Origin of the sequence: Streptomyces sp. NPDC060064 (assembly GCF_042736455.1) — a bacterium.
Classification (GTDB): Bacteria; Actinomycetota; Actinomycetes; order Streptomycetales; family Streptomycetaceae; genus Streptomyces.
In genome coordinates, this window is the sequence record NZ_JBHWWF010000018.1 from 1 (window position 1) to 22,146 (window position 22,146).

Annotated in this window: 21 protein-coding genes, 1 tRNA gene and 1 pseudogene; 10 read left to right on the forward strand and 13 right to left on the reverse strand. The window is 69.1% G+C overall.

Going from position 1 to position 22,146, the window contains the following annotated elements; all coding sequences use genetic code 11:
* Nucleotides 1-45 precede the first annotated feature (45 nt).
* Together ACFWDI_RS21630 and ACFWDI_RS21635 are read right to left on the reverse strand one after the other, a co-directional pair.
* Nucleotides 46-2,175 (reverse strand): OmpL47-type beta-barrel domain-containing protein, encoded by a 2,130-nt coding sequence (locus ACFWDI_RS21630; protein WP_385306282.1) that lies wholly within the window; start codon nt 2,173-2,175, stop codon nt 46-48.
* Nucleotides 2,176-2,246: 71 nt separating this feature from the next.
* On the reverse strand, nt 2,247-4,730 hold the full coding sequence (locus tag ACFWDI_RS21635; protein ID WP_385306094.1) for a ThuA domain-containing protein: 2,484 nt from the start codon (nt 4,728-4,730) through the stop codon (nt 2,247-2,249).
* A gap of 197 nt (nt 4,731-4,927) precedes the next feature.
* On the opposite strand from ACFWDI_RS21635, the gene ACFWDI_RS21640 reads away from it, so the two are divergent.
* Complete coding sequence (locus ACFWDI_RS21640; protein WP_385306096.1) at nt 4,928-5,926, forward strand: multicopper oxidase domain-containing protein; 999 nt, start codon at nt 4,928-4,930, stop codon at nt 5,924-5,926.
* A gap of 5 nt (nt 5,927-5,931) precedes the next feature.
* On the opposite strand, the gene ACFWDI_RS21645 is transcribed toward ACFWDI_RS21640, so the two are convergent.
* The gene (locus ACFWDI_RS21645) at nt 5,932-6,363 is read right to left on the reverse strand and encodes a hypothetical protein (RefSeq protein ID WP_385306098.1); all 432 of its coding nucleotides are present in this window, start codon (nt 6,361-6,363) and stop codon (nt 5,932-5,934) included.
* A gap of 725 nt (nt 6,364-7,088) precedes the next feature.
* Between ACFWDI_RS21645 and ACFWDI_RS21650 the strand changes: the two genes are divergently transcribed.
* Nucleotides 7,089-7,883: a VOC family protein gene (locus tag ACFWDI_RS21650; RefSeq protein ID WP_385306100.1), complete on the forward strand. Its 795-nt coding sequence runs from the start codon at nt 7,089-7,091 to the stop codon at nt 7,881-7,883.
* A gap of 151 nt (nt 7,884-8,034) precedes the next feature.
* The gene (locus tag ACFWDI_RS21655; RefSeq protein WP_327327228.1) at nt 8,035-8,280 is read left to right on the forward strand and encodes a WhiB family transcriptional regulator; all 246 of its coding nucleotides are present in this window, start codon (nt 8,035-8,037) and stop codon (nt 8,278-8,280) included.
* Nucleotides 8,281-8,311: 31 nt separating this feature from the next.
* On the opposite strand, the gene ACFWDI_RS21660 is transcribed toward ACFWDI_RS21655, so the two are convergent.
* Genes ACFWDI_RS21660 through ACFWDI_RS21675 form a run of 4 tightly spaced genes read right to left on the reverse strand, consistent with a single transcriptional unit; the run spans nt 8,312 to nt 11,138 of the window.
* Nucleotides 8,312-8,926 (reverse strand): hypothetical protein, encoded by a 615-nt coding sequence (locus ACFWDI_RS21660; protein WP_385306102.1) that lies wholly within the window; start codon nt 8,924-8,926, stop codon nt 8,312-8,314.
* The gene (locus ACFWDI_RS21665; protein WP_385306104.1) at nt 8,923-9,609 is read right to left on the reverse strand and encodes a hypothetical protein; all 687 of its coding nucleotides are present in this window, start codon (nt 9,607-9,609) and stop codon (nt 8,923-8,925) included. Before ACFWDI_RS21665 ends, ACFWDI_RS21660 begins: the two co-directional genes overlap by 4 nt.
* A gap of 10 nt (nt 9,610-9,619) precedes the next feature.
* Nucleotides 9,620-10,843 carry a hypothetical protein gene (locus ACFWDI_RS21670; protein ID WP_385306106.1) on the reverse strand — a complete coding sequence of 408 codons (1,224 nt, stop codon included), beginning with the start codon at nt 10,841-10,843 and terminating at the stop codon, nt 9,620-9,622.
* Nucleotides 10,836-11,138 (reverse strand): hypothetical protein, encoded by a 303-nt coding sequence (locus ACFWDI_RS21675; RefSeq protein WP_385306107.1) that lies wholly within the window; start codon nt 11,136-11,138, stop codon nt 10,836-10,838. The genes ACFWDI_RS21670 and ACFWDI_RS21675 overlap by 8 nt, the downstream gene beginning before the upstream one ends.
* 266 nt (nt 11,139-11,404) lie before the next feature.
* Here ACFWDI_RS21675 and ACFWDI_RS21680 point away from each other — a divergent pair, with 266 nt between their 5' ends.
* From ACFWDI_RS21680 to ACFWDI_RS21690, 3 genes are all read left to right on the forward strand, one after another.
* Nucleotides 11,405-12,742 (forward strand): SDR family NAD(P)-dependent oxidoreductase, encoded by a 1,338-nt coding sequence (locus ACFWDI_RS21680; protein WP_385306109.1) that lies wholly within the window; start codon nt 11,405-11,407, stop codon nt 12,740-12,742.
* A gap of 176 nt (nt 12,743-12,918) precedes the next feature.
* Nucleotides 12,919-12,994 (forward strand) — tRNA-Trp (locus ACFWDI_RS21685).
* A gap of 176 nt (nt 12,995-13,170) precedes the next feature.
* On the forward strand, nt 13,171-13,539 hold the full coding sequence (locus ACFWDI_RS21690) for a hypothetical protein (RefSeq protein ID WP_385306111.1): 369 nt from the start codon (nt 13,171-13,173) through the stop codon (nt 13,537-13,539).
* Between the two features lie 224 nt (nt 13,540-13,763).
* On the opposite strand, the gene ACFWDI_RS21695 is transcribed toward ACFWDI_RS21690, so the two are convergent.
* The 3 genes from ACFWDI_RS21695 to ACFWDI_RS21705 form a co-directional block, all read right to left on the reverse strand.
* Entirely contained in the window at nt 13,764-14,738 is a 975-nt protein-coding gene (locus tag ACFWDI_RS21695) for an acyl-ACP desaturase (RefSeq protein WP_385306113.1), read from the reverse strand.
* 115 nt (nt 14,739-14,853) lie between these two features.
* A complete protein-coding gene (gene ddaH, locus ACFWDI_RS21700) occupies nt 14,854-15,630 on the reverse strand; it encodes a dimethylargininase (RefSeq protein WP_385306115.1) in 777 nt (258 codons plus the stop codon).
* A 286-nt stretch (nt 15,631-15,916) separates the two neighbouring features.
* Nucleotides 15,917-17,560, reverse strand: coding sequence for an ABC-F family ATP-binding cassette domain-containing protein (locus tag ACFWDI_RS21705; RefSeq protein WP_385306117.1), 1,644 nt, complete (start codon nt 17,558-17,560; stop codon nt 15,917-15,919).
* Between the two features lie 333 nt (nt 17,561-17,893).
* Here ACFWDI_RS21705 and ACFWDI_RS21710 point away from each other — a divergent pair, with 333 nt between their 5' ends.
* Nucleotides 17,894-18,571 carry a GPP34 family phosphoprotein gene (locus ACFWDI_RS21710; RefSeq protein ID WP_385306119.1) on the forward strand — a complete coding sequence of 226 codons (678 nt, stop codon included), beginning with the start codon at nt 17,894-17,896 and terminating at the stop codon, nt 18,569-18,571.
* Nucleotides 18,572-18,628: 57 nt separating this feature from the next.
* Here the strand turns inward: ACFWDI_RS21710 and ACFWDI_RS21715 are convergent, their stop codons facing one another.
* Nucleotides 18,629-19,045: an SsgA family sporulation/cell division regulator gene (locus tag ACFWDI_RS21715; protein WP_327327241.1), complete on the reverse strand. Its 417-nt coding sequence runs from the start codon at nt 19,043-19,045 to the stop codon at nt 18,629-18,631.
* A 120-nt stretch (nt 19,046-19,165) separates the two neighbouring features.
* A pseudogene (locus tag ACFWDI_RS21720) lies at nt 19,166-19,586 on the reverse strand ((4Fe-4S)-binding protein).
* 74 nt (nt 19,587-19,660) lie between these two features.
* Here ACFWDI_RS21720 and ACFWDI_RS21725 point away from each other — a divergent pair.
* Nucleotides 19,661-20,767, forward strand: coding sequence for a WD40/YVTN/BNR-like repeat-containing protein (locus tag ACFWDI_RS21725; protein WP_385306121.1), 1,107 nt, complete (start codon nt 19,661-19,663; stop codon nt 20,765-20,767).
* Between the two features lie 21 nt (nt 20,768-20,788).
* On the opposite strand, the gene ACFWDI_RS21730 is transcribed toward ACFWDI_RS21725, so the two are convergent.
* Nucleotides 20,789-21,088: a YciI family protein gene (locus ACFWDI_RS21730; RefSeq protein ID WP_327327244.1), complete on the reverse strand. Its 300-nt coding sequence runs from the start codon at nt 21,086-21,088 to the stop codon at nt 20,789-20,791.
* Between the two features lie 78 nt (nt 21,089-21,166).
* On the opposite strand from ACFWDI_RS21730, the gene ACFWDI_RS21735 reads away from it, so the two are divergent.
* Entirely contained in the window at nt 21,167-21,940 is a 774-nt protein-coding gene (locus tag ACFWDI_RS21735; protein WP_385306123.1) for an endonuclease V, read from the forward strand.
* Nucleotides 21,941-22,002: 62 nt separating this feature from the next.
* Nucleotides 22,003-22,143, forward strand: a complete 141-nt coding sequence (gene mmpA / locus ACFWDI_RS21740) for a morphogenic membrane protein MmpA (RefSeq protein ID WP_327327246.1) — start codon at nt 22,003-22,005, stop codon at nt 22,141-22,143.
* Nucleotides 22,144-22,146: the final 3 nt, after the last annotated feature.

Consider the following 22,146-nt stretch of genomic DNA (forward strand, 5'->3'; position numbering starts at 1 on the left):
CTTCCCGCCTGCGGGAAGGGAGCCGACGGCGAGCCGGGCCGGGGGCTACAGCTCCTGGACGCGGATATTGCGGTACGAGATCACGTCCGTCGTGCTGTGGACCTGGAGCCCGATATAGCCGGAGGAGTACCGCCGGCCGTCCGTGCCCGGGTCGTCGGCGCGCGGCGGTACGAACTCCTGGCCGCCCACATTGTCGAACTCATTGATCAGGACGCCGTTGCGGTACACCGAGTAGTGCTGGCCGACCACCCGGATCTCGTAGTCGTTCCAGGTGCCCTTCGGCGTCACACCCGCACCGCCGAGTCCGACCCGGTCGAAGCCGTAGATCGAGCCGGTCTTGTACATGTCGCCGTCCGGCCGGTCCAGGACCTGCACCTCATGGCCGTACTTGATGGCGACCCACTCGGGGCGCGGCTCCTCCGGATTGTCGTGGACGTACGGGAAGCGCACGAAGACACCGCTGTTGGCGTTGCCCGTGCCGGGAGCGTCGTCCCGCCACTGCAACTTCAGCGAGAAGTCCCCGTACTGCCGCTGCGGGAACCACAGCATGCCGAGACCGCCCTTGGTGGTGCCGCTCGTCATCGACCCGTCGGCGCCCAGGCCGAACGAACCGCCGCCCACGTGCTGCCACTTGCTGAACGACGCCTGCGTGCCGTCGAACAGATCGCGGTAGCCGGTGTGCCGGCCCGGCTCGCCGATGCCGGACTGCTTGGCCGCCTTGTAGATCTTCTTGTGCTCGCGCTGGTCGATGACGCCGTCCGCGAGCAGCTGGTCGAGGACCCTGTCCACGTGCTTGAGGAACAGCGCGTGCGAGGACCAGTCCTTCTCGTCCTCGATCAGCTCGTTGATGGTGCAGCGGCTGCGGGTGATGCGGTTGGGCACACCCGTGTCGACCGTGCCGACGATCACCGTCAACCGCTCGTCCCACTCAGGGCAGTTGGGCGCCGGGACCCCGCCGCCCTCGGCGACCGTGAACGTCACCTTCTGCGCCTGGGAGGTGTTGCCCGCCTTGTCCGTGGCCCGGTGCAGAACCGTGTGGAAGCCCACCCGGTCGACGATGACCGGCGTGGTGTAGGCGAGGTAGGGACCGCCGTCGAGGGAGTACTCGACCTTGTCGACCCCGGAGCCGGCGTCGGTCGCGGTGAGCGTCACCTTGGCGCTGGTGATGTACGCGCCGTCGGAGTTCTTCTGACCGGTCACCCCGGCCGAGGTCTCCGGCGGGGTCTTGTCCTCGGCCGGCGGCGTGACGACCGTGAAGTCCACGGACTTCTCGACGGCCGCGTTCCCGGCCTTGTCGGTCGCCTTGTAGCGGACCTTGTGCGTGCCCGCCTCATGCACCATCACCGGGGCCGTGTACGGCTGCCAGGCATCGCTCGTGCCGATCGCGTACTCGATGGTGTTGACGCCCGAGCCGGTGTCGGATGCGGTCACCGTGACCGTGGCCATGCCCAGATACTGGCCCTGGTCGTTCTTCTCGCCGCTCACCGTCGCCGATGTCTCCGGCGGGGTCTTGTCGTCCGTCGGCGGGGCGACGACGGAGAAGTCGACCGCCTTCTCCGCAGAGATGTTCCCGGCCTTGTCAGCGGCCCGGTAACGGATCTTGTGCGCGCCGACCTCGTTCACCACGACCGGAGTGGTGTACGCCTGCCAGGCGCCGGCCGCACCGACCGCGTACTCGATCTTGTCCACACCCGAGCCGGCGTCGGTCGCCGACACGGTCACGGTGGCCTGGCCGACATAGGCGCCGTCGGCGTTCTTGTCGCCGTCGACCTTCGCCGTCGTGTCGGGAGCCGTGGTGTCCTCGCCACCGCCCTCGGTGACGGTCAGGATCCCCTGCATCGCGCCGTGGCCGGGGATGGTGCAGTGGAAGCGGTACCGGCCAGGAGTGAGCGTGACCTCGACGGTGTGCTTCCCGCCCTGGTCGTCGCTGGGATTGGCGAGGATGTTCAACGGTACGTCGTTGTTGTACTCGGGATCGGACACGTCGAAGGTCAGCGTGTGCGGCATACCCATGGTGTTGCCGGTCGCCGTGCTGTTCTCGAACACGATCGTCGTCCTCCCCGCCACCGCGGTGGTCGGGAACGAGGCGTACTTCTCGATCGAGTCACCGGCCGTCCAAGTGAGGACCTGATCGGCCGCCAGATCGTCGCTCTGGCCGTAGGCGACCGCCGACATCAGCCCGAGGACCAGCGCCACCGACGCGAGCAGGGCCGTCCACAGCTTTGCCGTTCTGTGTCTCACGTGTCTCACTGCGCCGCCTTCCGTGCCAGGTTGTCGGCGGACGGAGTCGCCTCGCCGCCCTTGTAGGTGATGTGCCAGAGCGCCGACTTGGCGTCGGAGGTGAAGAATCCGCGCCCGTAGTCCAGGACGTACAGCGAACCGTCCGGCGCGAACTTCCAGTCCATGAGGTTGCGGATGCCGTCGGCCCCGACCGGGATGATCTTCTTCAGGGATTCGGCGTGCACCGGGATGCCGCCCTTGCCGACCGTCTTGGGGTCGGTGAGCACCGCGTGCCGCGGCTGGTCGCCGTCGTAGAAGTCGCCGACGAACCACTTTCCGTCCCAGTACGACGGCCACTTGTCCTTGCCGGTGCTCGCCGCGTCGTAGCGGTAGACCGGACCGTTCATGGTCGCCTGGCCGCCGCCCTTGAGCCACGGCATCAGGATCTTCTGCTCCTCCACCTTGTAGCTCGGGATGCCGCCCGCGTCGCGGGGATAGTCCACGCCGCCGCCCTGCGGCGAGTACCAGATGGTGTTCCCGGTGACCGGCGGCAGGTTCACCAGGCCGTTGTTGTTCGGTGACTCGTTCTTCGGGGCGTCGCAGTTGTACCAGCCGAGCGGCTTACTCGGATCGGGCAGATTGCGGTCGCGGTAGGGCTGCTTGTTGCCCATGCAGTACGGCCAGCCGTGGTTGCCCGCCTTGATGATGGCGGAGAAGGTGTCGTACTTGGCCGGGCCCCAGGTGGTGCTCGGCGCACCGGCGTCGGGGCCGACCCAGCCCGCGTAGAGGATGTCCGTCGACTTGTCGATGAAGATGCGCGCCGGGTTGCGTACGCCCATCACATAGATCTCGCCGCGCGTCTTGCCGCCGCCCTCGTCCTGCTCCTTGCCCGTGAAGAGGTTGCCCGCCGGGAGTGTGTACGTCCCGTCGTCCTCGGGGTGGATCCGCAGGATCTTGCCGTTGAGGTTGTTGGTGTTGCCGGCGGTACGGCGCGCGTCGGCGAAGGATACGCCCTTGAAGTTTGGCTCCGGGTTGTTGCCGGAGTAACCGCCGCTGAAACCGGAGGAGTTGTTGTCGCCGGTGGCGATATAGAGATTCTGCTGGGAGTCCCAGGCCATCCCGCCACCCGCGTGGCAGCAACTGTGGATCTGTACCGGCCACTTGAGCAGGACCTTCTCGGAGGCGAGATCCAGCTTGTCGGCGGCCAGGTCGAGCGTGAAGCGCGAGACGCGCCGCTCGGCCATCTGCGTGTCGCGGTTGATCTGCGAGTGCGGTGTGTAGTGCAGATACACCCAGCCGTTGGACATGAAGTCCGGGTCCAGCTCGATGCCGAGCAGCCCCTCCTCGACCTTGATCAGCTCATCGCCGCCGCCCTTGTTGCCGAAGACGGCCAGCGCCCCGGCGAGGGTGACCTTCTTGGTCTTCGGGTCGTAGACGTGGATCTCGCCCCGGCCCTTGCCGACGTCGGGGTTGTTCCAGTCGGTGACGACGGGCTTGCTCGAGTCGGCGCCGCCGCGCCCGATGTAGAGGACCCGCCCGTCCGGGGCGGTGACCAGGCCGTGCGGCTCGCCGATCTGGTCGTTCTGTCCGGGCTTGTTGGGCTGGGTGACGCGCTCGGCGGTGTAGTTGGCGTTGATGGTCGCCTTGCAGTCGGCGCGCGAGAGCCGGGTGGTCCAGGCGAGCGCGCCGCGCAGATGGTCGCGGAAGTCGGTTTCGGCGAAGCTGTCGACCGTACCGCCCATGCCGGTGTAGAAGGAGCGGCCGCCGTCGTAGTCACGGCACCAGGAGACCGGGTGGTCCCAGCCGTTGGCGCCGGTGCCCGGCGTGTAGGAGTTCTCCTTGACGCGGGCCACGGTGTGCACGTTGCCGGAGGGGTTCACCGCCCAGTTGAACCACCTGTCGGGCCGCTTCCACTGCAGCGGTAGCGACTTGGTGGCCGGATGCTGACGGTCGCCGACCTCGACGACCGCGCGCTGGACCGCACTTGCGGCACCGGCCGGCCGGGCACCGATCAGCCCGGTGAACCAGTCGGAGTACGGTTCGGTGCGTGCCGCGTCATGGATGCCGAGGAAGCCTCCGCCGGCCTCCAGATACGACTCGAGCCCGGCCTCCTGCTCCGGGTCGAGCACATCGCCGCCGCCGGTGAGGAAGACGACCGCGTTGTACTTGCCGAGCCTGGTGGCATGGGTGAAGACCGAGGCGTCGTCGGTCGCCTCGGTCTTGAAACGGCCTGCGGCGGGCCCGGTCTGCCCGATGGTCTCTATCGCCGCGATACCGGCGTCGACGGTCGGCGACTCCTCGGTGGCCGAGGCGTGGAAGACGAGCACCCGTACGTTCTGGCCGCCCGGCGGCGACGGAAGGGACAACGTTGTCGACGGTGGCTCCGGATAGGGCTTGGCGGAGGCTGCGGTCCCGCCGCCGAGCAGGGACGCAGTCAGTGCGCCGACCCCAAGGGCCGCCGCCAGACCGCTTCTTCGGGATCTCGACCGGTGATGTGGTGTGCGCTGCATGTGGTCACCCACCCCTCTTAGGTCACAACAACAGCCTTGGAAACTAGACCCCTTTTCGCGGTTCGCCAATAGGAATGACCTCAATGGCACGAACTTTGTCCTGACTGTGGATAAACAAAGATCGCCCGACTACCGTGTGGCCGTCCCCGGGGTCAGCTGAACCCCGTCAATCTCCGTACGAGACTGGAGAGTTCGGCATGGACAGACGGAGCTTCAACAAGCGCCTGCTGGCCGGGAGCGCGGTCGCGGCGACGGGCGTGACATCGTTGTCCCTCGCCTCCGCCACCGACGCGACCTCGGCGGAGAGCGCACCGAGGACTGCGCCGGCCGGAGGTCGGATACTCCATCTCAAGCTGTACGCGGAAAAATTGGCGGACGGTCAGATGGGCTATGGCCTGGAGAAGGGCAAAGCGACGGTCCCGGGACCGCTGATCGAGCTCATCGAGGGCGACACGCTGCACATCGAGTTCGAGAACACCACGGACGTACCGGTAAGCCTGCACGCCCACGGCGTTGACTACGACATCGCCAACGACGGCACCAGGATGAGCAGGAGCCATGTCGAACCCGGCGGCACGCGTACGTACACCTGGCGCACCCACACCCCGGGCAAGCGGGCCGACGGCACCTGGCGCGCGGGCAGCGCGGGTTACTGGCACTACCACGACCATGTGGTGGGCACGGACCACGGGACGGGCGGTATCCGCAAGGGTCTCTACGGGCCTGTGGTGGTCCGCAGGAAAGGCGACATCCTCCCGGACAAGCAGTTCACGATCGTCTTCAACGACATGACGATCAACAACAAGACGGGCGACCAGAGCCCCAACTTCCAGGCCACGGTGGGCGATCGGGTCGAGATCGTCATGATCACGCACGGCGAGTACTACCACACGTTCCATATGCATGGTCACCGCTGGGCGGACAACAGGACGGGTCTGCTGGAAGGGCCCGCCGACGTCAGCCGCGTCATCGACAACAAGATCACAGGACCGGCGGACTCCTTCGGCTTCCAGGTCATCGCGGGCGAACATGTGGGCGCGGGCGCGTGGATGTACCACTGCCATGTGCAGAGCCACTCCGACATGGGAATGGCGGGCCTGTTCCTGGTGGCGAAGCCGGACGGCACGATTCCGGGGTACGAGCCGCACCATGTCGCCGCGGACTCGCACTCGGCGCGGAGCGGGCACAGCCACTGACGGTGTCAGCCGCTGAGGTCCCATACGCCCCAGTCGGTGTACGGCGCGTCCTGTACATAGACACGCGGGCCGCGGCCGACGACCCGGCGGCGGCCGATCTCGCCGCCTTCGGGCCGGACGAGGGTGCTGTACGTGACCGGCTCGGCGGCGCTTTCGGTGAGCGCGCACACGACGAGGCGGCCGCTGTCATCCCCGTGCCCGCCGAAAAAGGCGACCCGGTCGCCGTGCACGGCGATTGCGTGAGCGCCCTTCACCGGGCTGGTGCGCACCTTGACGGGGCGGTCGTCGCGGATCTCCAGCAGCGGAAAGGCCGTGTAGGTGTAGGCCCAGGCGGCGCGCCGGCCCACATTGAGGGCGTAGCAGTCGAGGATCGAGTCGGCTCCGGACGTCGGCTTGAACTCCCAGAGCGCATCCCCGGTCGAGGACCAGCGCCGCACCCCGGGGCGCTGAGCCGATCGCCGAGTACACCCTTCTCGAAGTAGCCGATCCACAGATCGCCCGCCTCGTCGGCGAGCAGATGCGCAATACCGTCGCCGACGGTGAAGGCCCAGGAAGGGCGACCGAGAGCGTCGAAGATCTGCACTTTGTCCCTGTGCCGGTGCTTGGGGCTGCGCGCGTTCGCGAGGACGAAACCGCCGTCCGGGAGGGCGTCCAGCAGGGGGTGCTCCGCCGTCACCGCGCTGAGATGGGTCCGGTGGACGCTGCCGTCGTCGACAGTGACGACGAGGGCGTCGTACGGACCGTTCGGCATGGCATCGGGCCGCTCGACGAGCAGCCAGTGCGCGCGGCCGTAGGCATCCACCGTGCTGGTGATGATCGGCAGATCCCGGTGCGCGCGCGGCAGGCGGGCTTACGGGGTCAGAGGTACGGTCTTCAAGGCGCTCCTCGGCAAGGGCTGTGTTCTGACGGCATCCGCGGCGGATCACGGAGTCCGGCGGCGGTGCGTTGGCCGAGGGCGGCGGCATGCGGCGCCTGCGCGGCATGAGCCTTTCTGTTTCTCATTCCCGGGATCCTGCAGGGGCCGGCGGCTCGCGCGCAAATGGAATTCGCCCACTTCTACGGTGTACGACGCCTTGCGGGAGCCGGCCTTCCTGGATGCGCCGCTACGCGATCGGGAGCAGACTCGGACGACAGGCAACGGGATCCCGAGAAGGAGCGCACGATGCTCACCACCCGCTTTGTCACCGGCTCCCCGAACTGGATCGACCTCGGCACACCCGATATCGATAAGGCGCGCACTTTCTACGGCGGCCTGTTCGGCTGGACCTTCCGGTCGGCGGGACCCGAGGCCGGCGGCTACGGCATGTTCCAGCAGGACGGCAGGACCGTCGCCGGTGGCATGACGGTCACTCCGGAGCAGGGCGCCCCCGGCTGGTGCGTCTACTTCCAGTCGCCCGACGCCGACGCCACGGCCAAGTCGGTCGAGCAGGCCGGCGGCGCCGTCGTATTCGAACCGATGGACGTATTCGAAATGGGCCGCATGGCGGTCTTCAACGACCCGTCCGGCGCAGGCTTCGCGACGTGGCAGCCCGGCCGGAACAAGGGCTTGGACCTCGTCAACGATCCCGGCTCGCTGTGCTGGATGGAGCTGTACACGCCGGACCCGGGCGCGGGCGTGAGCTTCTACACCAGTGTTTTCGGCTGGGAGACGAACACCATGCCGCTGCCGGACGGCAGCGGCTCCTACATCATGGTCAACCCGGCCGGCGCGACCCCGGACGCGATGTTCGGCGGCGTCGCCCCGCTCGCGGCGGACCCGGTGGAGGCGGCGGACGGGCCGTGCTGGCTGCCCTACTTCGAGGTCGTGGACTGCGACGCATCGGTCGCCATGGCGAAGGCGCTGGGCGGCAAGGTCAGGATGGCGCCGGTCGACATGGAGGGCGTGGGCCGCTTCGCGAAACTGGCGGACCCGGCGGGCGCGCGGTTCGCGGTGATGCAGGGCGAGCAGCAGAGCTGACACGTTCGCGCGGGGCGCGCCGCACCGTCGGCGGCCTCGAGGATCTGTACGGTTCGTGGCGGGTCCTCGATGCCGGTGGGCGCGGGTGGCTGTGGGGGTCGTTGATCCTTCATTGACCGGGCGTTTATCGGCGCGGGGCACGGTGTCCTGCATGCCGATCAACACCATCACTGACAATGAACTCTCCTGGCAGGAGACCGCGTTGTGCGCCCAGACGGGGCCGGAATTCTTCTTCCCAGCCCCGGGGTCGTCGACGCGGGAGGCGAAGCAGCTGTGCGGGGCTTGCGAGGGGCGGGTGGCGTGCTTGGAGTACGCGCTGGCGCATGACGAGAGATTTGGGGTGTGGGGCGGGCTGTCGGAGAAGGAGCGGTACCGCCTCCAGCGCGGGCGGAGCTGAACCCGTCCCCCTCGGGGACCCATCGGGCTCCTCAGAACCAGCGGCGCAGGTACCGTCCCTCCTTGGCCAGCCCAGCGCCCTCGGCCAGGGCATCGGCCGCAGGCAGCTCCAGCGGGCGGCCTTGCCACAGGCCGGTACGCACTGCCCGGACTGGATAGTGGCCCCCCGCAGGGGACACCACACCACCGCATGCCGGGTCACCAGCGAACCAGATGGTGTCCGGATGCTCATTGCGCTTGTACTGCAAGTTGCAGCGGTACGGGGAGGTGTGCAGGAGCAGCTCTTGATCCGGGGCAACGCTGACGGAGATGAGGAAGTCCTGGCGCTGGCCGCGGGGTGGATAGCTGCACTGGTACGCGCGCCACGGGTAGGACTGGAGAATGCGAGCCGTTCGTGGCGTGTGGATCAGGGCCAAGGCCGAGATCAGTGCGGTAACCGGTGAGATCAGCATTACCAGGGCGAAGAGGGGGATGGCCCACTCAGGGGCCCGCAGGTGGGCACCCGCAGTGACGAGCCCGAGGGGCGCGCACAGAAATCCCGCGAGCCACCACCGGCGCCGACGGACAATCCTGCCGTAGCCCTCCGCCGTAGGCGGATGCTCGAAGGCCGTCTTCGTCAACGGCGGAGCCGGTGCGGGACGAGTCACAGCAGAACCTCCAACAGACGGCTCCGGCGGAGCGGAGGTTCGGGCTGAGGGTTGGGATCGGTGAAGCTGACAGTCCGTCCAATGCCGAGCAGGATCTCTGTGTACTCGTCCACGAATCCGACAGCGGTTGTGGTCAGGTCGATGAGTACCACCCGTGCACCTGTGGGGCGGGCAACACTCAGGCGCGCCTGGAACACCCCCGGGTTCGCCGACGGAACCCCCGCTTCGCCTCCGACGGATGGGTCCGGCAGGAGAGACGTCACCAGAGCCGCCCCCGCACTGCAGGGCAGATCCACGATTTCGCGCCGGAGAACTGTTCCGAAGGGACTGGTCGCCAGCTGAAGACCGCACTTGGCTGCGGCCAGCGTGCGGGTGGCTGCATTGATGGGGACGTCCGAGAGTGAGAGCACGGAAGTGGAGACTCCCTGATCCCCATCTGAGTGGAGGCCCAAGGCCAGGTGCATCGTGGCCTGCACATACAGGTCGCTGAGCAGTCCCAGAAGCACCTGCGCTTCGTGGAGGCGGTGATCTCGCACGGCTGGGTCCCGGTGAAGCAACGCGAGGTCGTCGCTGAGGCGTTGCCTCAATTCGTCCAATGTGTCCTGCTCGAGATCGATGAATCCCGGAGGGAGACGGAACCAGCAGCTGTTCGCCGGTGGCTCTGTGGCGGCGGCGTATGCCACGTCAGTGCTCCTAATGAGCGAGTTGAGCCCACGTGCGGGCTGCGTTGATTCCTGCTCCTGGGGTGTCGGACGCGGCCAAGCGCGCGCCGTCCACCCCCGTCGCCGTGTTCTTGACGGCGTCGTTGTCGTCGGCGGGACTGAGCCCGATGCCCGACGTCACCACTGCGCTGCCGGCTACGCCGGCCTGAAGGGGCACTTCGGCCTGCGGACTGGTCTTGCGGACGACCCAGTCCAGGACGGGCTTCGGCCCTGCGTCGGCCTCGCGCATCGCAGCGGTGGAATCGACCCCGAACGCGCGGGCTCCGCTGCGGAACGTCGCCGAAGCACCCTGCTCGGCGGCAACGCCTGCCCGGGTTGCCGCAGCCATACCCTTGGCCCCTTGTGCGACGGCACCCACACCCGGCAAGGCTCCCAGGGCGTCCCCGCCGAGTGTGACGACGCTGGACCAGAACTGGCCGTCGAACTTGCCCTGGGTGAAACCGGCTTTCAGGGCGGAGTCGTGCTTGGGGTCGGATGTGTGAGAGACGAAGGCCGCAAGGCTCAGTCCGGCTGCGGCGAACAGCAGGGGCACGGCGACAGGGGCCGCGACGAAGATGGCGATGAGGCCGAGTGAGGCCGACAACAGGCTCAGGCTGTCGCCCAAGTTGTCGCCGACCCAGTCCATCGCGTTGCTCAACGCACCCGGCTCCTGCGGCGCGAGCTTGTCCGTCGCCTCGTTGAGCGCCTTCGCGATCCGCCCCGCCTCCACCCTGTGCGTCTCCTCCAGCTCCCGCGCCAGCCTCCGCACCGACTCAAGCGCCTCCCGTGCCTTCGTCACCGCGGCCGTCGCCGCCGCCAGATCCGACTCCGGCAGGTCCGGCGCCGTCCGGACGCGCTCGTGCTGGGTCTCCGCCCGCGTCAGCGCCGCCTGTTCGAGCATCGCCCGCGTGTCGTACTTCTTCGCCGTCGCCTGGTAGCCCACCAGATCGTCGTGCCACCTCCGCAGTTTCGACGCTGCCTTGGACACGGACCGGTGCGCGTTCTTCAAGTCCCGCGGCAAGTCCCCGTCCAGCGACTCCCGGAACGCGTCCGCCGCCTCGCCGCGCCAGTACGCGCTCTCGCCGAGCAACTGGTCGACCAGGCGGTGCGCCGTGCCCAGTGCCGTTGCCGACGTGCTGAGCTTCGTCTGGAGCGCGGCGATCGCCGAGGGGCTTCCCGGGACCGGGTTCCAGCCAAGATGCGGGTACTCAGGCACGCGAATCCACCGCCCTGAACGCCGACTCGATCGCCTTGTTGACCTGGGCGTAGCCCTCGCGGCTCAGCTGCACTCCGACGTGCACCGCCCTGATCCTCGCGCTCAGTTGGTCCGCCCCGTACTTCCACCGCCCCTGGAAGCCGTCGCACGCCTCGTCCAGCTCCTTCGTGCCCAACTGGTCGGCCCGTACGTGCTCCAGCGCCCTTCTCGCCTCGCTGAGTGAGGTCAGCGAGCGACTCAGCGCAGTGGCGAAACGGCCCAACTGGTCGGTGTTCACCTGAAGATCGGATTCCATGGCCGACCACCCTTGCAGATCAACGCCAAACCTGAATAAACCACGTCACTCTGACGGGTGGCGGGGGTCACGGGGCGCTGACGCCCCGGGCAAGGCGAGGGGCTAAGATCGCCGCCAATGCCCGGACGTAGCGCAGAGGCAGGCGCCCCGCCTTGTCAGGGCTTATACGCCGGTCCGAATCCGTCCGGGACCGCCGTCCGGGACCACCGCACGGGACCACCGCACGGGATCCGACCACCGCAGGGAATGACGGGGCGGGACAGCAGATGCAGCACATCAGCGACGAAGAGCTCGCTGCGTTCGACCGCACGGTGAGCAGACTGCGCGCGCTGCCCGTCGACGACCCGGTACGCCTGCGGGCCGAGCAGGTCGCCGCCTCCTTCGCCCGGGACGGCCGGAATCGCAGGCGCAAGTCACGTAACAACGCGCGCGCCGACGCCGACGCGGCCGTCGTGGCCGGCACCGCGACCGGCGCCCTCGCCCGGCGCGAGGACGCGCCGCTGGAGGCCGCCGGAACGACCGGCGGGGTCTTCAACCGTCCGCGGCGCTGCTACGTGTGCAAGTCGTTCTATCGACAGGCCGACTCCTTCTACCACCTGCTCTGTCCCGAGTGCGCCGCCGACAACACCGCGCGGCGGACCATGAGCACCGACCTCTCCGGACGCCGCGCGCTCCTCACCGGCGGCCGGGTGAAGATCGGCTTCCAGCTCGCGCTGATGATGCTGCGCGACGGCGTGGAACTCCTGGTCACCAGCCGTTTCCCGCACGACACCCTGAACCGTTTCCACGCGGCGCCCGGCAGTGAGAAGTGGCTCGACCGGCTCACGGTCATCGCCATCGATCTCCGCGATCCCCGGCAGGTACTGGGTCTGTGCGAGCGGCTGCGCCGGGACGGCGAGCCGTTGGACATCCTCGTCAACAACGCCGCCCAGACGGTCCGCCGCCCGCCCGAGTCATACGCGCTGCTGGCTTCCGGGGAGCGCGCGGCGCTCCCCGGCGCAGTTGTGCGCGCGCCGGGCTACGAGCCGATGCGGGCCGCCGGGGAGGTGTCAGCCGCCCGGGCAGCCCTCGCGCTCGTACTGCCCGAGGCCGACGAGGCAGGACTGTTGCCCGACACCGCGCCGGCCAACTCCTGGTCGGCCCGCATCGGCGAGCTGGATCCCGCCGAGCTGCTGGAGACACAGCTCGTCAACGCGCTGGCCCCCACCCTCCTCGTCGACCGGCTGCTGCCGCTGCTGCTCGCCTCGCCCCACCAGAGCCGCTACATCGTGAATGTGACAGCTGTGGAGGGCCGGTTCGCGGTACGGCGCAAGACGGCCGGGCATCCGCACACCAATATGGCGAAAGCCGCACTCAATATGCTCACCCGCACCAGCGGGCCCGAACTCGCCGCGCAGGGCGTGCACATGTGCAGCGTCGACACGGGCTGGATCACCGACGAGAACCCGGTGCCGAAGAAGTCACGGATCGCCGCCGAAGGATTCCGGACTCCGCTGGACATCGTGGACGGAGCGGCCCGGGTGTACGACCCGATCGTGCGGGGCGAGGCCGGCGCCCCGGTGGCCGGCGTCTTCCTCAAGGACTACCGGGAAGCGGCGTGGTGACGCAGCGGGACGAGTCGAGCGGGACGAGCCAAGTGGGACGAGTCCTTCGCGGGAGTGCCGGAGTCGTTCGCGGGAATCTGCGGCACCGGCGTACTCGCCGCCGCCCAGACGGACCGCGCTTGTCTTCAGGGCCGGCCCGCGCCGGTGAGCGGATTGACCTAGGATCTCCGGCAAGGGCGGGGTCGTAGCGCAGAGGCAGACGCGCCGGTCTCCAGAACCGGAACACGCTGGTTCGACTCCAGCCGCCCCGCCCCCTCCACCCCTCGTCGCGCTCGGGCGACGGCACACCCGCTGTGACGATCAGCTTGGGCACGGCGCCCGGTGAAGGTCCCTCGATCACGGGCCCGTTATTCCGTACAGCTCGGCTATTCAGTACGGCTCACCGCTTCTCAGCAGGCAGACGTGAACTTGTCGTGCGCGCCGGGGAGATGAGTCGTGCGGAGTTGCGGTCGCTGCTGGCCGAGCTCGATCAGCGCGGTCCCTACGAGCGCGGGCTCGCCGTCGTCGCGGCCGCTGTGGGCGGGGACGCCGAGTGGGTCGGCGCGCGGCTCGCGGACCCGGACTCGTTCGTCCGCGGCCGGGCCCTGCGGGTCGCCGCGAGCCTCGGCGCCCCCACCGCCGTACGCGAACAGCTGCTGCGCGCGATGGTTGCCGCCCCGCACTCGCGGCACGCACCGCCGAAGTGCTGCGCGAGCGGCTCGGCGGCCGGGACAGGCCGGGCGACACCGGGACGCTGCTCGAAGCCGCCCACGCGCTCGCCGAGGCCGACGGTCGCACCGAAGAGCTCTTCGCCGTGACGGGTCACCTCGGCCGGCGGCTCGCGCACGTCCTGGGCCGAGCCGTGGCGGGTGCAGCTACGGAAGCGGCGTCGCCATGCGGACGCGGACGCGGACGTGCGCGATGCGGCCATGCGCACGGTGACGGCGTACGAATAGCCCGGACGGCGCTCGAACGGCCCGGACGGCGCCCGAACGGCCGGGAGGGCCGGGACGCTCAGACGGCCGGGACGGCGCCCGGACGGTCAGCCCGCCGCCCGCGCTGCCATCCGCGCCTTGCGCGCCGCCAGCTTCTCGTCGAACTTGGTCGCCTCGGAGTCCAGCCCGCCCATGTACAGGCCCAGCTCCTCCTGCGCCTTGAGGCCCTCCGGGCCCAGCCCGTCGATGTCCAGCACCTTCAGGAAGCGCAGCACCGGCTGCAGGACGTCGTCGTGGTGGATCCGCATGTTGTAGATCTCGCCGATCGCCATCTGCGCCGCGGCCCGTTCGAAGCCCGGCATGCCATGTCCTGGCATCCGGAAGTTGACGACGACATCGCGCACGGCCTGCATGGTCAGATCCGGGGCGAGCTCGAAGGCCGCGCCCAGCAGATTGCGGTAGAAGACCATGTGCAGGTTCTCGTCGGTGGCGATACGCGCCAGCATCCGGTCGCAGACGGGGTCGCCCGACTGGTGGCCGGTGTTGCGGTGCGAGACGCGGGTCGCGAGCTCCTGGAAGGCGACGTACGCCACCGAGTGCAGCATCGAGTGGCGGTTGTCGGACTCGAAGCCCTCCGCCATGTGCGCCATCCGGAACTGCTCCAGCTTGTCCGGGTCGACGGCGCGCGAGGTGAGCAGGTAGTCGCGCATCACGATGCCGTGCCGGCCCTCCTCCGCGGTCCAGCGGTGCACCCAGGTGCCCCAGGCGCCGTCGCGGCCGAAGAGCGAGGCGATCTCGTGGTGGTAGCTGGGGAGGTTGTCCTCGGTCAGGAGGTTCACGACCAGCGCGATCTTGCCGATGTCGGTGACCTTGGACTGCTCAGGCTCCCAGGCCTGGCCGTCCTCGAAGTAACCGGGGAAGTTGCGGCCGTCGGTGAACGGGACGTACTCGTGCGGCATCCAGTCCTTGGCGACCTTGAGATGGCGGTTGAGTTCCTTCTCCACCACCTCCTCCAGCGCGAACAGCAGTCGGGCGTCGGTCCACGCTTCCGAACTGCCGAGGTGGGGAGAGGTGATCGTCACGGGTGCTCCTGGGGACGGGAGAGTTACCTACGGATTCGTAGGTTACGAGACCGTAGGTTAAGGCGGCAGTAAGGCTTCGGCCAAGCCCGGTATGAAGTTGTCCTATTACGTTCAGTTATGCGTACAGGTCGCGGAGGCGTACGGAGAGGCAAGTCACGCACCCTTCGAGCTTCTCGAACTCGCTGATGTCGACCGTGACCGGCTCGTAGCCGAGGTCCGTGAGCAGTTCCGCCGACTTCGGCGCGCTCGCCGCCATCAGCAGCTTTCCGCCGCCGAGCAGCACCACATGCGCACCCGACTCCTCCGGCACCGGGAGATGCCGCGGGAAGACCGTCGGGGTGTCCACCAGCGGCGGGTATCCGATGACGGTGGAGTCCGGCAGCGCGGTCACCGCGGACTTCAGATGCAGCACCTTGCTCACCGGCACGGCCACGACACGTGCGCCGAGCGGCTCGAAGGCGGCGCGCAGCTGTTGCACCCCAGCCGCGTTCGTACGCCCGCCGCGGCCCACGTAGATCGTGTCGCCGATCTTCAGGACATCGCCGCCTTCGAGGGTGCCGGGCTCCCAGACCCAGTTCACCGAGCAACCGAGCCGTGCCAGGGTCTCCTCGACGGCCGCCGTCTCCGGCCTGCGGGACTCGGCCCCCGGGCGGGCGATCAACGCGACATTGCGGTACATGACCACCGTGTCCTCGATGAAGACGCTGTCCGGGCAGTCGTCGGCCGGCTCTGTCTCGACGGTCTCCCAGCCGTGCTCGCGCAGCGTCTCGGCGTATGTCTCCCACTGCTCGAGCGCCAGTGCGGCGTCGACCGTGGTCCGCTCGATATGGGTGACCAGGCCCTCGGCGAGGCGCGGGCTGGGGCGACGGATCAGGGCTTTCCTGCTGGGCACGGGCGCTCTCCAGGTCTGTCCGGGGTCTGGTCGCGCCCATCATGGCCCGCCGTCCGGGGGCGATGGAATCCCCGGTGGGCCGCCCGTGGGAGCGGGCGGTGCCGGTGGCGCCGGGTCCTTGCGGCCGTGCCGCCCGGCTGTGCGCGCACCGGCGATGACGACGTTCTCCGCAGGAGACCTGGCGCCAACCCGGATTCCAGACATTTTCTGTCCGGAATCCCGGCCGGCCGGGGAGCGCATCGCCTTACGATCCAGGCGCATCACGCTCCCATCAGGCGCATCGCGCTCACGTCATCGGAAGCCCCCCGTCCCGTGCCTCGTCCGCGGTGATGTCACGGAGCTCACCGTCCAGCAGCAGCCAGCGCGTGATGCCGATCGACTCCAGGAACGGCACATCGTGACTGGCCACGATCAGCGCTCCCTCGTACGACTCCAGCGCCGCCGTCAGCCTTCGTACGCTCGCCATGTCCAGGTTGTTCGTCGGCTCGTCGAGCATCAGCAGCTGCGGCGCCGGTTCGGCGAGCAGCAGCGCGGCGAGCGCCGCACGGAACCGCTCTCCGCCCGAGAGCGTGCCGGCCGGCTGGTCGGCACGCGCGCCCCGGAACAGGAAGCGGGCCAGCCGCGCCCTGATCCGGTTGTTGGTCGCATCGGGCGCGAACCGCGCCACGTTCTCCACCACGCTCAGCCCGTCGTCGAGCACATCGAGCCGCTGCGGCAGAAAGCGGAGCGGGACCTCGGCCACCGCCTCGCCGGCGACCGGCTCCAGCTCGCCGGTGATCGTACGCAGCAGAGTGGTCTTGCCCGCTCCGTTGCGCCCGACGAGCGCGATCCGTTCGGGGCCGCGTACCTCGAACTCTCCTTTCACCTCCGCCCCATAACGCAATGTCAGTTCCTTCAACCGCAGCACACCACGGCCCGGATGGACCTTGGTGAACGGCAGCTCGATACGGATCTCGTCGTCGTCGCGGACCGCGTCCACGGCCTCGTCGAGCCGCTCCTTCGCCTCGGCGAGTTTCTCGGTGTGCATGATGCGGTGTTTGCCGGCCGACTCCTGGGCCGCGCGTTTGCGCGCCCCCATAACGATCTTCGGCTCGCGCTTGGAGTCCCACATCTTCTGCCCGTACCGCTTACGGCGGGCCAACTTGAGGTGGGCGTCGGCCAGTTCACGCTTCTGCCGCTGCACGTCGGCCTCGGCAACACGCACCATGCGCTCCGCCGCCTCCTGCTCGACGGCGAGCGACTCCTCGTACGCCGTGAAGTTTCCGCCGTACCAATTGACCTCCCCGTCGCGCAGATCGGCGATCTGGTCGACCAGTTCCAGGAGTTCACGGTCGTGGCTGACCACGACCATCACTCCGGACCAGGCGGCGACCGCGTCGTACAGCCGCCGACGTGCGTACAGATCGAGGTTGTTGGTCGGCTCGTCGAGCAGCAGGACATCCGGTTCGGCCAGCAGAAGTGCGGCCAGCCGCAGCAGTACGCCCTCGCCGCCCGACACCTCGCCGATGGTGCGGTCGAGTCCGACATGGCCGAGACCGAGCTGGTCGAGGGTGGCGCGCGCCCGCTCCTCGACGTCCCAGTCGTCGCCGACCGCTGTGAAGTTCTCCTCGCTCGGATCACCCGCCTCGATGGCGTGCAGCGCGGCGCGCGTGGTGGCGATGCCCAGCACCTCGTCCACTCGCAGGGCGGTGTCGAGCACCAGGTTCTGCGGTAGCCGGCCGATCTCGCCCGCGGTGCGTACTGCTCCGCCTGACGGCGTGAGTTCACCGGAGATCAGCTTCAACAGCGTTGATTTTCCGGATCCGTTGAGGCCGATGAGACCGGTCCTGCCCGGGCCGACCGCCAGCTGGAAGTCGTCGAAGACCCCGGTGCCGTCCGGCCAGGCGAAGGTGAGCGAGGAGCAGGTGATGTAGGTGGGAAGAGTAGACATACGGGTCTCCCGGTTGCGTGGAAGTGGCAAGGGCAACGGGTGGAGACACCGGAATACGGGCGACGATCGCCGGGAACACGAGAAAGGTCCCGGTCGGGGAGGACGGCTCGAGCGCCGAGGTCGCACGCGATGCGCGCAGCATGCTTGAAGCAGCTGTACCGCACGGTGTCTCAGGACCTCAGACGAGCAACGTCCTACTCCAATCGACGACAACAGGACCGCTGTACAACGTACGAGGACGCTCGGGCACTGTCAACGAATTATCGTGATCGGGACCTGCGCGACCGGCCCCGGGACCGACCGGGACAGCACCGGGACAAGGAGGCTCCGCCCGTGCCCAATGGATCGCTCTCGATCGCCGCCCGGCTCTATCTCCTGTCCTGGGACACCGAGCGGATGACGCCCACCGGCACGTCCTGCCTCGCCCCACTCGTACGGGCCGGGGCGCTCACCGAGCTGGCCCAGCGCGGCATGCTCGCCGAAGCCGACGGCGTTGCCCGGCCCGTCGGCGACAACCTCACCGGTGACCCCGTGCTCGACGAACTGCTGGAACTCGTCGAGGAGTCCAGGCCACGTACCTGGAAGAGGTGGGTGACGCACCACGCCACATACACCCTCGAAGCCGTCCGTAAGCAGCTGGCCGGAGCCGGCTACTTGCGCAGGAGACGCGGGCGGCTGCTCGGCCTCTTCTCCGCCGCGCAGTACGAACTCGACCGTGCTGACGTGGTGAAGTCGCTGCGCGAGGAGACGCGTGCGGTGCTCGGAGGTCCGGTGCCGGTGGCCGAGATCTCCGACCGCGACGCCGCCCTCGTCGCACTCGCGGCCGCGGCAGAAGTGCGCACCCTCGCCACCGCCGATGAGCGCAGGCGCCACAAGGACCGGATCGACGCGCTGACGGAACGCAGCAGTGCGGCCGCTCCCACGCTGAGGAACGTCATCCAGGAGATACGGGACGCGGTGATCTTCGAGGTGACGTCGGCGCCCGCGGCGGGCGCCTCCGGCGGCAGCTGACACCTCGGCTCGCCGGCAGGGGTGACGTCGGAATCCGGCCGGCCACGGCGCCGGGCGTCAGCAGGCGTCGCGCAGCAGCTCGGCGAGATTGTGGTCGAGGTCCAGATAGAGGTGCTCGCAGCCGGTGGGGACCATGCCCTGGGCGCGCTTGAGGAAGCGGCGCACCTCGCTGGTACGGATGTGCACCATGGCGATGCCCTCGGGTGCGCGGAACTCCACCACCGTACGGTCGTAGCCGAACGGCCTGACGCGTACGTCGCCGACGCCGGCCGGTCCGTCGACACCCGCCGCGAGCAGGTCACGCGAGAAGGCCCACGACACCTCGTTGCCCTCCAGCGTCGCCGGCGGCGGGAAGGCCATCTGTACGGCGAAGGGATCCTCGCGGTCGTAACGCAGCGTGGCCGGAACAGACTCCATCTGGGGTGCGGAGGCGACCAGTCGGGCCTGCACGGCCTGCTCGATGACGGTGGACAAGGCCTGCTCCTTCGTGCGCGGCTCGCTGACGTCTCCCTGACACCGGGAGAGACGGCAGAACGAGCGATTGCGTGCATCGGAAGGGAACGTGACCTCCGTCACCGCGTCCCCCTCGCCGCGTCACGTCGTCACTTGTCGCCGTTCGGCGCAGGGCCCCGAATGGTCGCAGTACGGCTGATTTCCGCTCGCGCCGCAGCCGCAGAGCATCACCCGCGTCTCGTGAACGGTCGCCGTACGCCGTGCGGATGTCGAGATCGCCGCGTATCACCAGCTGACCGGCGAGGGAGCGGGTCACTGTGGTCGGCCGGTCCGGCTCCTCGGCCGCGCCGTCTGCGAGCCGGTACTGCAGGGCGCCGGACGGACAGCGCCGTACGACCTCGGCGACCCGGTCGGCGGCGGCTCCGTCGGGCTGCACCCAGGGCCGGCTGTCCAGGTCGAAGACGTGCGGGATACCGCGCACGCACTCGGCCGCGTGCAGACAGCGCCGTGACTCGAAGGTGACGGTGACCTCCCGGCCCTCGTACTCCTTGGGCTGGGAGATGAGCTCAGCCCAGGAACCCGCGCCGTCCGCCGCACCCTGGACGGGGTCCGGCCCGTGGGCTAGCTTCCAGCGCCATGACGTCCATGGGGAAGACGAGACGAACGGTGTCGGTGGGACTGTGTGCCGCGGCGGTGGCCGCGGCCCTGGCCGCGCCGGCGCAGGCAGCCCAGCCATCGGGCAGTGCTACGGCAGAAGGTACAGACGGTAGGGGGCCGAGCTGGAGCCTCAAGGACACCGGTACGAATGTACGGTTCCGGGGCCTCGCGGCCGTCAGCCGGAACGCCGCGTGGGTCGCCGGCTCGAAGGGCACCGTGCTGCGTACCGCGGACGGCGGCCGCAGCTGGCAGAACGTCTCCCCGCCCGGGGCGGGCGAGCTGGAGTTCCGCGACATCGAGGCCTTCGACGGCCGTCGCGCGGTGGTGCTGGCCATCGGCGAGGGCGAGGCGTCCCGGGTCTTCCGTACCGAGGACGGCGGATCGAGCTGGACCGAGTCCTTCCGCAACACCGACGCGAAGGCCTTCTACGACTGCGTCACCTTCTTCGACAGCCGGCACGGCCTCGCCATGAGCGACCCGGTGGACGGCAAGTACCGAATCCTGTCGACCGGCGACGGCGGCAGGTCGTGGAAGGTGCTGCCGAACACCGGGATGCCGGCGGCGCTGCCGGGCGAAGCGGCCTTCGCCGCCAGCGGCCAGTGCCTGGTCAGTTCGGGGAGCAAGGACGTGTGGCTGGCGACCGGCGGTGGCGCCACGGCGCGTGTACTGCACTCCGCCGACCGCGGTCTGAACTGGACCGTCGCCGAATCGACCATCCCCGCCGGGGATCCGGCGCGTGGAGTCTTCGCCCTCGCCTTCCGTGACCGCACCCACGGCATCGCGGTCGGCGGCGACTACCGCGCCGACCAGGCATCCCCGAGCGCCGGCGCGGTCAGCCGGGACGGCGGGCGCAGCTGGCAGCAGTCCAGGACACCGCCGCCGGCCTACCGTTCGGGCATTGCCTGGCTGCCGCACAGCCGGTCGGCGGCGCTCGCCGTCGGCCCGACCGGCACGGATCTGACGGTGGACGGCGGCCGCAGCTGGCGCACCGTCGACACCGGTTCGTACGACACGGTCGACTGCACACCCGACCTCGGCTGCTGGGCCTCGGGCGAGAAGGGCCGGGTCGCGCGGCTGGAGTTCTAGCCGAACCGTCGCACCGCGGTCCTACGAGGGCAGCTGCTGACGGTACGGGGCGAGTTCGGGCGCGGTCTTGGTCGCGATGAACTCCGTGATCCGGTACGCACACACGCCGCCGACCGTGAAGGGGTCGGCCGCCGCGATCGTCTCGATCCGCGCGCGGTCGTCCCCGACGGCCAGGATCACCCCGCCGTCGCGCGGGTTCTTGCGGCCCGAGGCGATGAACACGCCCTCCTCGTACATCGCGTCCAGCCACTCCACATGTGCCTCGAGCAGCTCGTCGACCCGCTCGACGGGTGCGGTGTAGGTCAATTCCAGTACGAACATGATCGCCAGGCTACGCCAGGCGGGAATCGCGATCAGGCCCTGGTGCCGGACCGACCGGGCCGTAGGCTGGGCGGCACCATGAAGATCATCGAGACGCCCCCCGCCTGGCCCGCCGACGAGACCGCGGCCCTGGCCGTCCAGGACGAACTGCGCACGCGGGTCGTTCTGGACGAGTCGGGGCCGCCGGTTGCCTCCGGTCTGGTGACGGGTGTCGATGTGGCGTACGACGACGAGCACGATGTCGTCGCGGCGGCGGCCGTCGTCCTGGACTCCGCGACGCTCACCGTCGTCGAGGAGGCCACGGCGGTCGGCCGGGTCGCGTTCCCGTACGTCCCGGGTCTCCTCGCCTTCCGGGAGATCCCGACCGTGCTGGCCGCCCTGGAATCCCTCACGACAGACCCCGGTCTGGTCGTCTGCGACGGCTACGGCCTGGCCCACCCCCGCCGCTTCGGACTCGCCTCCCACCTCGGCGTACTGACCGGGCTGCCGGTGATCGGCGTCGCCAAGAACCCCTTCGTCTTCAGTTACGGCGAACTCGGTCAGCGCCGCGGTGACTTCGCCCCGCTGCTCGCCGACGACGGCGAGGAGGTCGGCCGGGCGTTGCGCACCCAGGACGGAGTCAAGCCGGTCTTCGTCTCCGTCGGCCACCGCACGACACTCGACAACGCCTGTGCCCACACCCTCCACCTCGCGTCCCGCTACCGGCTCCCCGAGAGCACGCGCCGGGCCGACCGGCTCTGCCGGCGTGCACTGGAGGAAGCCACTCAGGCATCCGGGCCGGAGAACCGAGTCGGGGGATCGAGTCGGGGGATCGAGTCGGGGAACCGAGTCAGGGAACTGAGAGGGAACTGAGTAGGGGAACTGAGTATCTGAGCGGATGTCATGAGCCGGCCCTGATCGGCATGCTCCCTCGCATGACGACACAGACGACGCACAGCGCCACCGAGACCACCACCCACCCCGTTGAGCGCACCCTGACGGCCGTGCTCATCCTGTCCGCGCTGGCGGGCTTCGGCTGGGTGGGGGCGATGGTCTACACGGCGCTGTCCGGCTGACGC